The following is a 15,233-nucleotide window of genomic DNA, read 5'->3' as shown; positions in this document are numbered from 1 at the left end:
TTCTTTTTTGTCTATAAGTTACTAAAAAAAGAAGGCTCCTCCATATGTTGGAGGGGCCTTCAACCGATTATTCATCTTTGCTTGCAATGCAGCGTTCGCATTCGTAGATGATGGATTCACGTTGTTCTTTGATTTCGCATCCGCATTCCCGGCATTCTTTCTTGGAGCGTGTTTCGTATGTTTTTGTCGTTTTCATAAGGATCTCCTCCAATATGTTAGTTTAGTTTTTCATATCCTGGCAATGTCAAAAATTCGGCAAAATCATTTTGTAACGTCAGCTCTGTAAACAATTCACGGGCTTCTGCGAAATGCCCTGAAAGATAAATGGCATCTCCGACAGTTTCTTTAATTGTATTGGCTTCTTCTTCGATGATTTCATGGAACAACTCAATCGTGATGTCCCGTCCATCTTCCAACATTCCATTTGGGTGGCGGATCCACTGCCACACTTGGGAACGGGAAATTTCGGCTGTGGCTGCATCTTCCATCAAATGATTGATGGGGGCAGCTCCGTTGCCGGATAGCCAAGAAGCAATGTATTGGATGCCGACAGAGATATTGGCACGCAATCCGTCTTCCGTAATGTTGCCGGTAGGCACTTCCACCAAATTTTCTGCGCTTACCTGAACATCTTCCCGCTTCCGGTGAATCTGGTTGGGCGAAGGCATTAAGTCGTCAAATTGCTCCATTGCGACAGCGACCATTCCTGGGTGGGCGACCCATGTGCCGTCATGGCCATCTGCCGCTTCCCGCCGCTTGTCTTCCGCCACTTTTCGGAAAGCCATTTCGTTCGCTTCCGGATTTCCTTTGATCGGAATCTGTGCTGCCATGCCGCCAAGTGCCGGTGCATTCCGCTTGTGGCAAGTCTGGATGCATAATTGGGTATAGGCTCGCATAAACGGCACCGTCATCGTGACTTGTGCCCGATCAGGGAAAAGGTATTCCGGACGGTTTCGCATGCGCTTGATGACACTGAAAATATAATCCCAACGGCCGCAATTGAGTCCAGCTGAATGGTCGCGCAGTTCATAAAGAATTTCGTCCATTTCAAAAGCTGCGAGAATGGTCTCAATCAGCACCGTCGCTCGAATGGTTCCTTGCGGGATTCCGAGTTCGTCTTGTGCAAAAACGAAAACATCATTCCAAAGCCTTGCTTCCAAGTGGCTCTCCATTTTTGGAAGATAGAAATAAGGACCCGTGTCCCGGTCAATCAACTCTTTTGCGTTATGGTAGAAGTAAAGGCCGAAATCGACTAAGCTGCCTGAAGCAGCACGGCCATCTATCTCGATGTTCTTCTCAGATAAATGCCAGCCGCGTGGACGGACCATCAAGACAGCTGTCTCTTCATTCAAGGAATATTTCTTGCCGGTCTCTGGTGCTTCAAAAGAGATCGTCCTCCTGACCGCATCGCGCAAATTGATCTGCCCGTCGATGACATTGAACCAATTCGGTGCGGTCGCATCTTCTAAGTCGGCCATGAACATCTTCGCGCCTGAATTCAATGCGTTGATCAGCATTTTCCTGTTGGTCGGACCGGTGATTTCCACGCGCCGGTCTTTCATATCGTCTGGCAACGGAGCAATTGTCCAGTCGCTTTCGCGGATATGCTTCGTTTCCGGACGAAAATCCAGCGGTTTTCCACGATCAATTTCTTGTTGACGGTCTTGGCGCTGTTCAAGCAAACTGCGGCGCCTCCCATCAAAATGCACATGCAGTTTTTCAATAAATGCCAATGCTTCAGGCGTTAAAATCGTTTCCATTTCGGGTGTCACAGTATTTTTAATGGAGACATTCGATTTCGTGATCAATCAAATCATCCTTTCATTTCACCGATTGGAATTGGGCCGTTTCAGTAGAACCTTTCATGGCAGTGGTCGAGCTTGTGCCGCCAGAAATGATTTGTGAAACTTCATCGAAGTAGCCGGTTCCGACTTCACGCTGATGTCGAGTGGCTGTATAGCCTTTTGCTTCACTCGCAAATTCAGCTTGCTGCAATTTCGAGTAAGCAGCCATGCCGTTGTCTTTATAATCATGTGCAAGCTCGAACATGCTATGGTTCAAAGCATGGAAGCCGGCCAACGTGACGAACTGGAATTTATAGCCCATCTTCCCAAGTTCCACTTGGTATTTCGCTATGGTTTCTTCATCGAGCTTCGCTTTCCAGTTGAAGGAAGGCGAGCAGTTGTAAGCGAGCAATTTGCCAGGGAATTTCGCATGGATTGCATCGGCGAACTGTTTTGCCTCTTCCAAGTTCGGATGCGAAGTTTCGCACCAAACTAAATCAGCGTATGGAGCATAAGCAAGGCCGCGTGCAATGGCTTGATCGATTCCAGCTTTCGTCCGGTAGAATCCTTCCGGTGTGCGTTCACCTGTGATGAACGGATGGTCTAATGGATCGATATCGCTGGTAATCAAATCAGCGGCATCTGCGTCAGTCCGTGCGATTAATACAGTTGATACACCGAGCACGTCAGATGCTAAGCGGGCAGAAACCAAATTTCGCACAGCATTTTGCGTCGGCTGCAAAACTTTCCCGCCTAAATGGCCGCATTTCTTTTCTGAAGCCAATTGGTCTTCAAAGTGGACGCCAGCTGCACCGGCTTCAATCATCGCTTTCATTAATTCGAATACATTCAACGGGCCGCCGAAGCCTGCTTCTGCATCTGCAACAATCGGTGCGAACCAGTCGAATCCTTCATTGCCTTCGACATGATCGATTTGGTCGGCGCGCTGCAATGCCTGGTTGATCTTTTTGACAACCGTCGGTACCGAGTCGACCGGATATAAACTTTGGTCTGGATACATTTGTCCAGCTGAGTTGGCATCCGCGGCAACTTGCCAACCGCTCAAATAGATCGCTTCCAGTCCGGCTTTGACTTGCTGGACGGCTTGGTTGCCGGTCAATGCGCCTAATGCGTTGACGAAATCTTTTTCATGGATCGAGCGGAACAAACGCTCAGCTCCTTTTTTTGCTAAAGTATATTCAATTTGAATGGATCCACGAAGTTTAACGACATCTTCTGCGGAGTAAGGGCGTTCAATTCCATTCCATCTGCTGTCTTGCTCCCAGCTCTTTTTCAATTCTTCTGCTTGTTGTTGTTTGCTGACCATTTAACCATCCCTTTCGAATAAAAAATTTTAATTTCACTGTATTAATACAGTTTGTTTTGATGTATATTACTATATAACAGAATAGTTTGACTGTCTTGAATATTGGATAAAACGAGTTATTCGCGGATGGAAGAAAGGATTTCACGACAAAGTCATTTGAAAGGGGAATCGCTGCATGGATAAGTTGGCATTGGAACAAGTGGGCTTCATTATGGGGGATTGGATTCCGAAAGAGGCTTCGATTGCGATTGCGGTAGAGGGGCAGTATGTCTATTACAAAGCAGGGAAACGGGATCTCCATATCGGTTTAGGCGACAAAGTTTTACCGGGGAGTGTAGCTGCCCGTACATATATGGAAGGAAAGCGAATCGAAATGCTTGTCGAGGAATCAATACTTGGAGCCGCTTATTTCGGTGTCGGCTACCCGATTGAAGCGGCTGGAAAAGCAGGTGTTCTAGTGATCATCTTGCCGCCTGACCACATTATCCAGCCAACACAGCCCGTGCATTTTTTAACTGGAAAAGTGGAAGAAACATGGCGTCCAGTTCCGATCAATCGAATTTCACATATCGAAAGCAGCCAAAAGAAAACATGGTTTTATGCAGAAGAGGAAACCTATTGTTCAATCCATACTTTAAAGTATTTGAAAGATCGCCTTCCCGATCTATTCCTGCCTATCCACCGTTCCTATATCGTCAATATTTCATTCATTAAAGAAATTTCACGGGATTTTAGCTCCAATTATTTAATGACAATGAAAGACGGTTCGATTTTGCCGATCAGCCAAAACTATGTAAGCAAGGTAAGGGAGCGACTCGGTTTTTAAAACGTTCTCCGTTTTAAGCAAGCATTACTGGGGAAGAGAGGGGGTAAGAAGACAAAGGAGTGAAACAGATGCCAGAGGAACAATTTGTACATTTTGAAGATGACGGATCCATCCCGAATAACCCGAGGCTCCCGGTAGTCATTTATCCAAGCGCATTTAAAGAAAATCCGGAAGAAATCGAAGCGGTATTCAACCGCAATGATTGGACGAATAGCTGGACAGACGGTGTGTTCGATTATCACCACTACCATAGCAATACACACGAAGTACTGGGTGTGCGTTCAGGATCGGCAAAAATCCAGCTTGGCGGAGAACAAGGAAAGCCGTTTGACGTCCAAACAGGCGATGTGGTCGTTTTGCCAGCAGGAACGGGCCATAAATTGCTTGAAAGCACAGAAGATTTCCAAGTGGTCGGAGCTTATCCAGACGGACTCAAGCCCAATAAAAAATTGGGTGAAAAAGATGAACGGCCGGAAGTACTCGAAGATATTTTAGACGCCCCTTTGCCCAAATACGATCCGGTGCACGGAGAAGACGGCCCACTGCTAACGAATTGGTCATAAGAAAAGCGGAACCGGCCGTTTAGCCTCGACAAGCTTAAGACGGATTGCCGAAGCGGCGCTTTTTGCCGCACAGGCGAGACGGCTTAAGACCTCGAGAGGCTGGCCGTTGCAGCTGGACACAGAACAGCGGAGGCAGCTCGCCAGCCGCGAACTCGACACAAAGAAAGCCTCGTGACATTCAAAATGTCAGGAGGCTTTCGCTTTTTTCACAACGCATAAGAAGGGACAAAAAACTCATTATACAATTCCTTCAAGATTTTCTGTTCGTCTTTCTGAAGGACGCCGAACACCAAACTGACTTCAGAAGAGCCTTGGTTGATCATTTCGATATTAGCGCCGGTCCTAGAGATGGCTTCTGTAGCGCGGGCAGCGAGCCCGGTTGTATATTTCATGCCTTCACCCACTAGCACCACCATGGAAAAATTGCTGTTCAAATGGACGTCATCGGCGTTCAATTCATTTTTTACCCGGCTGACAATGCGGAATTCTTTTTCAGGAGTCAATTGATGGCTCCGAATGATAACAGATAAATTGTCTATGCCCGATGGAATATGTTCATAAGAAACGTTTTCATCTTCAAGAATTTGCAGCAGCTTCCGGCCAAAGCCGACTTCCCGGTTCATCAAATACTTACTGACATATAAAGTGGAGAAACCGCTGTCTGCTGAGATGCCGGTAACGGGACGCTTGGAATAATCCCTTTCTGCAACAATCATCGTGCCTTGTGCATTCGGATTATTCGTATTTTTGATGCAGACGGGTACAGAAGCTTTAAATGCCGGCATTAATGCTTCATCGTGGAGGACAGCAAAGCCTGCATAAGACAATTCACGCATTTCACGGTAAGTCATCACTTCAATTTCCGCCGGGTTTTCTACGATCCGTGGATTCGCGGCGAAAACACAATCCACATCCGTAAAGTTTTCGTAAAGTTCCGCTTGGATAGCTGCGGATAAGATGGAACCGGTAATATCGGAACCGCCGCGGTCAAATGTCCGCAGCTCTCCGTTTTGGGTGAAGCCGAAAAATCCGGGGAAAACGGATATGGAGTTTTTCTCGCGCAAAGTCGATAAGTTGTCATTTGAAATCGGCAACGCCTGCACGCGGGCGGGCGCTGCCGTTACGATGAGTCCCGCTTCTTTTGGATTGATGTATTCAGCCTGCAACCCGATAGAAGTTAAATAAGCTGCAACGAGCTTAGCAGAGTTGTCTTCGCCGCTCGCTTTGAATTGATCGAAGAATAGAGAAGGGTTTTCTTGGCTGAATGACAAACGGCCGGCAAGGTCAGCAGCTATGATAGCTGTAATTTCACTATCCAGCTCTAAATCGACAGCAATTTGAGTATAGCGGTCCACCACTTTTTGAAGAGCCGGCGCTGTATCTTGTCCAGCTAATGCAGCCTCGGCTAAATCAATTAAAAGATCGGTTACTTTTGTATCGCCTTCGAATCGTTTGCCGGGAGCTGATACAACGATGACTTTTCGGGAAGGATCTTCACGGATGATTGAGGCCACTTTTTTTAATTGCTGAGCATTTGCGACGGATGTTCCACCGAATTTACATACCTTCATCTTATCAAGTCCAATCTGTTAATAGTGAATTTAGGGTTGTGTTAAATTTTATATAATACTATAATGTCTTTATGTATAAAACAACTGTATTTTCACAGTGTACACACCTTGGGAGGAATCGTCAATGAAAAATGAAATTTCAATCGGCTTGCTCGGACTGGGAACTGTCGGGACCGGTGTAGCTAAAATTCTGCAGCAGCATCAGCAGGACCTTCACCACAAACTTGGCGTACCTGTCACGATAAAAAAGGTGCTAGTCCGAAACCATAATAAGGAAAGATTAACAAGTTTAAATCCAGAAGTCTTCACGACCAATATTCAGGAAATTTTGAATGATCCTTCCCTGGATATCATTGTAGAAGTGATGGGCGGCATTGATGGTGCAAAGAAAGCAATCGAAGAAGCGCTAAAGTCAGGCAAGCAAGTCGTGACAGCCAATAAAGACGTGATGGCTGAATATGGACATGAATTATTAAAACTTGCAGATGCTGAGAAATGCGATCTGTTTTATGAAGCAAGTGTCGCAGGCGGCATCCCGATAATCCGGACATTGGAAGACGGATTAGCTTCTGACCGAATATCGAGTTTAATGGGGATTGTCAATGGGACGACGAATTTCATCTTAACGAAAATGAAAAAGGAAAATATGAGTTATGAAGATGCGCTAGCCGAAGCTACCCGGCTTGGATATGCAGAAGCAGATCCATCCTCAGACGTAGACGGTTTGGATGCAGCCCGGAAAATGGTCATTCTTTCTTCTTTGGCTTACTCGACGGAAGTGCATTTGGATGATGTACTCGTAAGAGGCATGAAAGAAATCAAAGATGGAGACCTCGAAATGGCTGGGAAATTCGGCTATACCATGAAAATGGTCGGATCATCCAAAAAAGACGAAGAAGGCATCGAAGTTTCTGTGGAACCTATTTTCTTAGCGAATTCCCATCCATTGGCTTCTGTCAATAATGAGTTCAATGCAGTATACATATATGGCGATGCAGTGGGAGAAACGATGCTGTATGGCCCGGGGGCAGGTTCGCTGCCAACAGCCACTTCAGTAGTTTCGGATATCATTGCTGCTTGCCGCAATCTGTTACTGGAAGTGAACGGCAAACGCGTCCATTCAGCACAGCACGAACGCGTCATCAAACCGGAAACGAGCCGGTATTCAAAGTATTTCCACCGTCTGCTAGTGAAGGACGAAGTGGGCGTTCTGTCGAAATTGACTTCTATCTATAGTAAAAACAATGCAAGCCTCCAGTCGGTCATACAAAATCCGGCAGCAAACGAGGGCCAAGCAGAACTGATTTTATTGACCCATCAAATTTCACGCCAGCAGCATTTGGACGTACTTAAAGATTTAGAAGGGACGGCAAGCGTCATCAGCCATTACCGTATTGAAGGGGAGGAAACAGCATGAGATGGCCAGGATTGATCGAACAATATAAAGAGTGGCTGCCCGTAAGCGATGCGACGCCGGCATTGACATTGCAAGAAGGAAATACGCCGTTGGTGCATTTGGAGAAATTATCGGAAGAATGGGGCATCAACCTATATGTGAAATTGGAAGGGGCCAATCCTACAGGGTCCTTTAAAGACCGGGGAATGGTCATGGCAGTAGCAAAGGCGAAAGAAGAAGGGAAAACGGTGCTTGTCTGTGCTTCTACTGGAAATACTTCCGCTTCGGCAGCGGCTTACGGTGCAAGAGCGGGCATGCGCACGATTGTCGTTATTCCAGAAGGGCGTATTGCACTTGGTAAATTGGCTCAAGCTAAAATGTACGGGGCAGAAATCCTTGAAATTAAAGGCAATTTTGATGAAGCATTGCAGATGGTCCGGGAAGTCGGCCAGGAAGCCGGTATTGCACTTGTCAATTCAGTAAATCCGTATCGCTTGGAAGGGCAGAAAACGATCGCCTTTGAAGTCATCGACCAATTAGGGCAAGTTCCGGATCTTTTCGCACTTCCTGTTGGAAATGCAGGGAATATCTCTGCCGCGTGGAAAGGCTTTAGCGAATATGCCGAAAAAACAGGCGAAAAGCGCCCGGTATTAATAGGTGTTCAAGCGGCAGGGGCAGCACCGATCGTCAATAATCACGTTGTTGAAAACCCGGAAACCGTGGCAACGGCTATCCGCATCGGCAATCCTGCCAGCTGGCAGCTTGCACTTAATGCGCTCGACGAATCGAATGGCACTATACTCGCCGCCACAGATGAAGAGATTTTAAAAGCCTACCAACTTCTAGCTTCAACAGAAGGCGTCTTCGCAGAACCTGCTTCGTGTGCGTCCATTGCTGGATTGAAGAAACAAGTCGAAAGCGGCATGATTGAAAAAGGCTCGACTGTCGTAGCGGTTTTGACTGGCAATGGCTTAAAAGATCCCGAAACGGCCATTGCAGTAAATGAACACAAGGCACAGCTGGTTCCTGAAGACATGGAACGGTTTTGGGAGGATTTAAAAAAAGGAGTGAAATTATGAAATGGAATGATTTCACTGTAACTGTTCCAGCTTCAACAGCAAACCTTGGGCCAGGCTTTGATTCAATCGGGCTGGCACTCGATCTCCATATGACGATTCACGTTTCAGAAAATCCTGTTTGGGCTGTGGAATACGCGAATGAAGAGTATCGCCATCTTCCAAACTCAGCAGACAATTTGATTGTGCAGACGGCTGAAAAAGTGGCGAGCCAATATGGAAAACTGCTAGCTCCTGCAAAATTGCTGATTGAAACCGATATTCCCCTGGGCCGCGGACTTGGCAGCAGTGCATCAGCAATTGCCGGTGGAATCGAGATTGCCGATTGCCTGTTGGGATTAAAGCTTACCAAGCAGGAAAAGGTCAAGATAGGCACTGAAATGGAAGGGCATCCTGACAATATTTCAGCATCTTTGTTTGGCGGTGCTACGATTTCATATGCAAATGGGGAAGATCTCGCAGTCGTGCACGTACCGAAAGCCGATATCGGAATCATCATCTTAGTGCCGCAGGAAGTTTTTTTGACGAGTGAGTCCAGAGGTTTGCTGCCGGAAAAATTGGACTATAAAAAAGCGGTCTGCAGCAGTGCGGCTGCCAATGTTGTGTCAGCTGCAATTGCCATAGGAGATTGGCAAACGGCTGGGCGCATGATGGAAAAAGATGAGTTCCATGAACCTTATCGAAAAGGGAAATTTCCTGGATTCGATGAAATCCGTGCAGTTTGCAGGAAAGCGGGGGCATATGGGACCGCGATTAGCGGAGCGGGCCCGTCTCTCTTCATCGTGATGGAAAAAGGAAAAGAACGGGAGCTTAGCCGGATTTTAAGTAAGCAATTCCCACATTACGAATGCCTCGCAACCAAACCTGCTGAGACGGGGATCAAATCCGTTCAAACAGTTTTATAAAAAACAAAAGGCCCAGGGAGAATGAACCGCACCCCAAATGGTAGACACTTTAAAAAAAGTGACCCCATTTGGGGTTTTTTCTGTTTTCAGACCCCGGTATACTAAATTTAGCTAACTTGGACGGGAGAAGATCATATGAGTAAAATTATATTCAACGAACACCAACAACGGGTCTTGGAGGCGAATCCGAATATCGCTTCCGTATCCGATCGGGCGATTCAGTACACGCCGGAATTCAAAATCCATGCCGTGAAAGAGAACTTAGCGGGCAAAGGCCCTGCCCAAATCTTTAGTGAAAGTGGTTTTGATTTAACGGTTATCGGTTCAAAAAAAGCGACGTCTTCTTTGAACCGTTGGCGGACGACGTTTAGAACGTATGGAGAAGAAGGCTTTTTTGAAGAGCGTCGTGGAAAAGGCAGTACCGGCCGCCCTTCCACCAAAGATCTCTCGGCGGAGAAGAAGCTGGAGAAAGCGGAAGCACGTATCAAATACCTGGAAGCGGAAAATGAGTTGCTAAAAAAGCTCGAGGAGCTCGAGAGGCAGGCGAAGAAACGCAGCTGACCCCAGCGGAAAAATTCGAAGCGATCAACACAGTGGTCCGGAAATTCCAACTGAAGAATTTGGTGGAAACTCTTTGCCGCACAGCGAGGGTCAGCCGGAGTGGCTATTACGCCTGGCTAGAGAAAACGGAACAGCACGCCATTCGCGAAGAACAAGACTACCAGGACTACCAGTTGCTCAAAAGCATCTACGATGCGCATCGGGGGAAAATCGGGTATCGCACCTTTTATATGGTACTCACTGAACTGTTGGAAACGCCTATGAACCACAAGAAGATCCTGCGTCTCATGCGCAAATTCAATCTCTTTGCCAAAATCCGGCGAGCGAATCCCTATAAGCAAATCGCCAAAGCCACACAAGAACACAGCGTCTGTCCGAACTTGTTAAACCGCGAGTTTGAACAAGATGAACCCGGCAAGGTATTCGTCACGGATATCACGTATCTGCCCAACCGTTCGGGGCAAATGGCGTATCTGTCCGCCGTAAAAGATGTCGCCACCCGTGAAATCGTCGCCTATGAAGTCACGACGACGCTCACGATGGAAATTGTTTACCGTACGTTGAAGAAATTGAAGGAAGCGTTGGATGGCAATGTTCACCCGGAAGCGATGATTCATTCCGATCAAGGCTTTCACTACACCCATCCCGAATACCAACAACGTGTGAAGGAACTGAAGTTGACCCAATCCATGTCCCGCCGGGGCAATTGCCTCGACAACGCCCCCATCGAATCATTTTTTGGTCACTTTAAAGATGATGTCGATTTTAAACAAGCAACCAGCCTGGATGAACTGAAAGGGCTGGTGGATGAGTACATGGAGTATTACAACGGAACGCGCAAGCAATGGAATCTAAAAAAGATGACTCCGGCACAATACCGAAGTCATCTAATCGCAGCCTAGCTGCAGGGTACCTTTTTTATAAACTGTCCATTAAATGGGGCGCGGATCAGAAAATTCCCTGGACCTTTTTATTATAATTTAATCGAAATGTATTTGGTTTCAACGAATGCTTCGAGTCCTTCTTGTCCGCCTTCGCGCCCGAGTCCGCTTTCTTTCATACCGCCGAATGGTGCTTGTGCAGTAGAAGGGGAGCCGTCATTCCAGCCGACAATCCCGTAATCCAGGTTTTCAGCAAGATAAGTTCCGCGGGACATGCTGTCGGTAAAGAAATAGGCAGCTAAACCGAACCGTGTGTCATTTGCGAGTTTAACAGCTTCCTCGTCTTTCTCGAATGACATGATCGGAGCCACTGGCCCAAACGTTTCCTCATTCATCACAAGCATATCGGAATTGGCATTCACCAAAACGGTCGGATTGTAGAAGTAAGCGTCGTTTTCAGATTTTCCGTCGCCGCCAATCAATACTTTTGCACCTTTAGAAACGGCGTCTTGTACATGTTTTTCCACTTTTTCATAGCCATCTTTATCTACGAGCGGCCCGATCGTCACTCCTTCCTCAAGGCCATTCCCGACTTTTAACTTAGCTGTCGCTTCCTGAAGCATTGACGAAAACTGATCAACGATGCTGGATTGCACATAGATCCGGTTTCCGCATACACAAGTTTGGCCAGCATTGCGGAATTTTGAAGCCATGACGCCTTCGACAGCGAGTTCTAGATTTGCATCATCGAGCACGATAATCGGTGCATGGCCACCGAGTTCCAAGGAAAGGTTAAGCATCGTTTCTGAACTTTGCTTCATCAATTCTTTGCCGATTTCAGTTGATCCGGTAAAAGTCAGTTTCCGCACATCCGGATGGCTCGTAAAGACCTTGCCAATTTTACTCGCACTTCCAGTTACAAGGTTGATAACGCCTTTTGGAAATCCAGCCTCTTCCGCCAGTTCGTAAATTCGAACGGCAGTAAGCGGCGTGAGTTTTGCAGGTTTAGCCACAAAGGTACATCCGGCTGCCAAAGCAGGGGCCATTTTGCGGGCCATCATGGCTGCCGGGAAGTTCCATGGAGTAATGGAAACAACGACGCCGACTGGCTGTTTATTGATTTGAATGCGTTTGCCTTCTTTGCTTGCTGGAATCGTTCGGCCGTATAAACGTTTGCCTTCTTCTGCAAACCAAGAAATGAAAGACGCGGAATATTCAATTTCACCGATGGCTTCAGCTAAAGGTTTTCCCATCTCTTTTGTCAAGATTGCTCCGACTTCTTCTTTGTGTTCAAGAAGCAGGTCATGCCATTTCATTAACAATTCTGCGCGTTCATAAACCGTCGTCTTCGACCAGCCGGGAAATGCAGCCGCTGCCGCTTCGATGGCTGCCGTTGCTTCCGCTTCGCCGCCATTCGGAACTGTGCCGACTTGTTCACCGGTAGCGGGGTTCATGACTTGGATTAGGTCATCTCCGTTTACAGTCCATTCGCCATTGATATAATGTTTGCCTTCCATTGTTCAATTCCTCCTTTTATTCATACCTACTCTAATTATATCTTTTACCTCTAACCCAAGTGCCTTAAACAAAACCATTTTTTCGGAATAAAAGCAGGAAAAACAGAAAGGCCGAAAAAAATTTTAAATTTTTTTATTTAAATTTTCAAGAGCGACTAATATGCAATATATAGCTGTTGGAATCGGTTACATTCATCTTCAAGCATTTCTTCATTTATCCGTAATTTCATAATAGTCATTTTATTCTATTTATCTAATTTAAAAACTATGCTAATATTGCAACATTACTTTAATGGAGTAAAGTACGCCGTACTGGCCAACGCGTACATATCCATTAAGGCGAGAGAAAATTATGTGGGTAAGAGAAAGAGGAGGAAGCACTATGGCACAAATGCTGGCTTTAGCAATAATGATTTTTATACTTTTTATCGGTGAAATGATTTCAATACGGACAAAAGCATGGATCCCATCCATCTTTGTCAGCGGTGTGCTTTTCCTCATTGGTTACTGGACTTTCTTTCCGGAAGACATTGTTTCAATAGCAGGCGTTCCGCCAGTTGTTGCGACGATGCTCATTTACTTGCTGATCACGAATATGGGGACGTTATTGTCTCTTGAAGAATTGAAAAATCAATGGCGCACGATTTTAATTGCACTTTCTGGAATTCTTGGGATAGTGGCATTCTTGTTTGCGATTGGCACATTCCTTTTCGATTTTGAAACGGTAGTTGTAGCGATACCGCCTTTGGTCGGTGGGTTAGTATCTGCCTTGATCATGTCTGAAGGTGCATCGGCTGCTGGATTGCCTACATTGGCTGTTTTTGCGATTGTCATCTATGTTGTCCAAGGTTTTGCGGGGTACCCGCTGACATCAATCATGTTGAAGCGTGAAGGTAGAATGCTCTTAAACAAATACCGCAATAATGAATTGCCTGAACAAAAACTGGTTGCATCAAAGAAAACAGCAGAGCCTGTTAAGCCTGTTAAGGAACCGAGAATGTTCGCGAAAATGCCTGAAAAATACAACACGGATTTCTTCAAATTCTTCAGACTATCGGTAGTCGCTTACTTAGCGTATTTAGTATCCACACTGGCTGCTCCGATCGTCGAAATCAGTCCGTTCGTCCTTTGCCTTCTTTTCGGAGTTATTGGACGTTCAATCGGCTTCTTAGAAAAACACCCTTTGATGAAAGCGAATGGCTTCGGTTTTGCCATCATGGCACTTTTGCTTTACATCTTCGATGGGTTGAAAACAGCGACACCAAGCATGATGCTTGAAATTCTGTACCCGTTAATCGGCTGTATCGTCATCGGAGTTGCCGGTATGTATGTCTTTTCATTCTTTATGGGGAAAGTGCTGAAAGTCAGCAAGGAAATGGCATTTGCGGTTTCATTGACTGCCCTTTACGGTTTTCCGGCTGACTATATTATCACTAACGAAGTCATCAATTCATTAACGAAAGATGAAAAAGAACGTGAAGTATTGACAAGCCATATGCTGCCGCCAATGCTTGTAGCCGGTTTTATCACAGTAACGATTGTTTCCGTTATACTAGCAGGAATATTTGTCGGATTCCTATAATCCCTATTCAATAGAAGAAAAAATTGTCAACTAGTGGAGGAGAGCATTAATGTTAAATGAAATCATCAAAAACGCGATTCAAGAAAACAATGAAGAAATGATTGAGATCAGAAGAAAATTGCATAGCGAACCGGAACTGTCGTGGGAAGAAGTAAAAACTTCTCAGTTTGTCTTCGAATATTTGACGGATCTCGGTATCGAATGCCGAAAAACAGAGCCCACGGGCGTTATCGGGAATTTAAAAGGAGGGAAAGATGGAAAAACAGTGGCACTTCGAGCGGACATGGATGCATTGTCAGTTGAAGAGTTGAATGTGGATCTTCCTTATAAATCAAAAGAGGCAGGGAAAATGCATGCGTGCGGACATGACGCCCACACAGCGATGCTTTTAGCAGCAGCTAAAGCCTTAGTCGCGGTTAAAGATGAAATTCCTGGAACTGTCCGCTTTATTTTTCAGCCAGCAGAAGAAGTAGCTACTGGCGCTAAAGCGATGGTTGAACAAGGCGCTGCCGAAGCTGTCGATGAGGTTTTTGGCATTCATATTTGGTCTCAGAGTCCTAGCGGCACAGTTGCCTGCAACCCGGGTCCGTCTTTTGCTTCAGCCGATATCTTCAAAGTACATTTTAAAGGGCAGGGCGGCCACGGAGCTATTCCTGAAGATTGCATCGATGCAGCTGTCATTGCTTCATCGTTTGTCATGAATGTTCAATCGGTCGTTTCCCGCACCATTGATCCGCAGCAGCCGGCAGTCGTAACCATCGGGAAAATGATTGTCGGAACACGTTTTAATATCATTGCGGAAAATGCTGAGATTGAAGGGACGGTACGGTGTTTTGATGCCGCGACGCGCGACCATATTGAAAAACAATTAGAAGTATACGCAGCTAATACAGCGGCCATTTACGGCGGAACAGCGACTGTCGAATACATTCGCGGAACGCAAGCAGTCATTAACGGGGAAGAAAGCGCAGCGCTTGTCCAGCAAGTAGCAGCTGAGGCCTTTGGAGAAGAATCTATATACAATGAAAAGCCGACGATGGGCGGAGAGGACTTCTCCTTTTACTTAGACGAAGTGCCGGGGAGTTTTGCTTTAGTCGGGAGCGGAAATACAGAAAAAGATACGGAGTGGGCACATCACCATGGCAAATTCAATATTGATGAAGATGCTATGGCCACAGGTGCTGAACTGTATGCGCAATTCGCGTGGGCTTACTTGACTAAGTAATGGAAAAGGAGGACACAAT

General features: G+C 46.1%; 13 protein-coding genes. 8 read left to right on the top strand and 5 right to left on the bottom strand.

Features of this window, described 5'->3' with window-relative positions:
- Window positions 1-67: 67 nt before the first annotated feature.
- From AC2EXB_RS13905 to aceA, 3 genes are read right to left on the bottom strand one after another with little or no spacing between them, the layout of a single operon-like run.
- Window positions 68-196: a YhfH family protein gene (locus tag AC2EXB_RS13905; protein ID WP_199876594.1), complete on the bottom strand. Its 129-nt coding sequence runs from the start codon at window positions 194-196 to the stop codon at window positions 68-70.
- A gap of 19 nt (window positions 197-215) precedes the next feature.
- Window positions 216-1,808: a malate synthase A gene (aceB, locus tag AC2EXB_RS13900; RefSeq protein WP_483602018.1), complete on the bottom strand. Its 1,593-nt coding sequence runs from the start codon at window positions 1,806-1,808 to the stop codon at window positions 216-218.
- 13 nt (window positions 1,809-1,821) lie between these two features.
- Window positions 1,822-3,111, bottom strand: coding sequence for an isocitrate lyase (gene aceA / locus AC2EXB_RS13895; RefSeq protein WP_483602017.1), 1,290 nt, complete (start codon window positions 3,109-3,111; stop codon window positions 1,822-1,824).
- A gap of 175 nt (window positions 3,112-3,286) precedes the next feature.
- Here aceA and AC2EXB_RS13890 point away from each other — a divergent pair, with 175 nt between their 5' ends.
- Together AC2EXB_RS13890 and AC2EXB_RS13885 are read left to right on the top strand one after the other, a co-directional pair.
- Window positions 3,287-3,937 carry a LytTR family DNA-binding domain-containing protein gene (locus AC2EXB_RS13890; RefSeq protein WP_483602016.1) on the top strand — a complete coding sequence of 217 codons (651 nt, stop codon included), beginning with the start codon at window positions 3,287-3,289 and terminating at the stop codon, window positions 3,935-3,937.
- Between the two features lie 68 nt (window positions 3,938-4,005).
- Window positions 4,006-4,500, top strand: a complete 495-nt coding sequence (locus AC2EXB_RS13885) for a cupin domain-containing protein (RefSeq protein WP_483602015.1) — start codon at window positions 4,006-4,008, stop codon at window positions 4,498-4,500.
- Window positions 4,501-4,706: 206 nt separating this feature from the next.
- On the opposite strand, the gene AC2EXB_RS13880 is transcribed toward AC2EXB_RS13885, so the two are convergent.
- Window positions 4,707-6,071: an aspartate kinase gene (locus AC2EXB_RS13880; RefSeq protein WP_483602014.1), complete on the bottom strand. Its 1,365-nt coding sequence runs from the start codon at window positions 6,069-6,071 to the stop codon at window positions 4,707-4,709.
- Between the two features lie 124 nt (window positions 6,072-6,195).
- On the opposite strand from AC2EXB_RS13880, the gene AC2EXB_RS13875 reads away from it, so the two are divergent.
- The 4 genes from AC2EXB_RS13875 (at window position 6,196) to AC2EXB_RS13860 (ending at window position 10,911) form a co-directional block, all read left to right on the top strand.
- Window positions 6,196-7,488, top strand: a complete 1,293-nt coding sequence (locus tag AC2EXB_RS13875; RefSeq protein WP_235196827.1) for a homoserine dehydrogenase — start codon at window positions 6,196-6,198, stop codon at window positions 7,486-7,488.
- Complete coding sequence (thrC, locus tag AC2EXB_RS13870; RefSeq protein WP_483602013.1) at window positions 7,485-8,546, top strand: threonine synthase; 1,062 nt, start codon at window positions 7,485-7,487, stop codon at window positions 8,544-8,546. Before AC2EXB_RS13875 ends, thrC begins: the two co-directional genes overlap by 4 nt.
- Window positions 8,543-9,448: a homoserine kinase gene (gene thrB, locus AC2EXB_RS13865; RefSeq protein WP_483602012.1), complete on the top strand. Its 906-nt coding sequence runs from the start codon at window positions 8,543-8,545 to the stop codon at window positions 9,446-9,448. Before thrC ends, thrB begins: the two co-directional genes overlap by 4 nt.
- Before the next feature lie 135 nt (window positions 9,449-9,583).
- Window positions 9,584-10,911 (top strand): IS3 family transposase gene (locus tag AC2EXB_RS13860; protein WP_483602011.1). Its coding sequence is split into 2 segments (ribosomal slippage): window positions 9,584-9,962 and window positions 9,962-10,911, totalling 1,329 coding nucleotides; the frame shifts between segments, so codons are not numbered across the junction.
- Between the two features lie 71 nt (window positions 10,912-10,982).
- Here AC2EXB_RS13860 and AC2EXB_RS13855 read toward each other — a convergent pair.
- Window positions 10,983-12,407, bottom strand: a complete 1,425-nt coding sequence (locus AC2EXB_RS13855; RefSeq protein ID WP_483602010.1) for an NAD-dependent succinate-semialdehyde dehydrogenase — start codon at window positions 12,405-12,407, stop codon at window positions 10,983-10,985.
- A 382-nt stretch (window positions 12,408-12,789) separates the two neighbouring features.
- Here AC2EXB_RS13855 and AC2EXB_RS13850 point away from each other — a divergent pair, with 382 nt between their 5' ends.
- Window positions 12,790-13,989: a hypothetical protein gene (locus tag AC2EXB_RS13850; protein WP_235196823.1), complete on the top strand. Its 1,200-nt coding sequence runs from the start codon at window positions 12,790-12,792 to the stop codon at window positions 13,987-13,989.
- 49 nt (window positions 13,990-14,038) lie between these two features.
- Window positions 14,039-15,214 (top strand): amidohydrolase, encoded by a 1,176-nt coding sequence (locus AC2EXB_RS13845; RefSeq protein WP_483602009.1) that lies wholly within the window; start codon window positions 14,039-14,041, stop codon window positions 15,212-15,214.
- The last annotated feature ends 19 nt before the right edge of the window (window positions 15,215-15,233 follow it).

This window comes from Planococcus alkaliphilus, assembly GCF_057031095.1.
The sequence above is the reverse complement of the archived record's forward strand: the minus strand, read 5'-3'. Positions and strand labels throughout refer to the sequence as shown.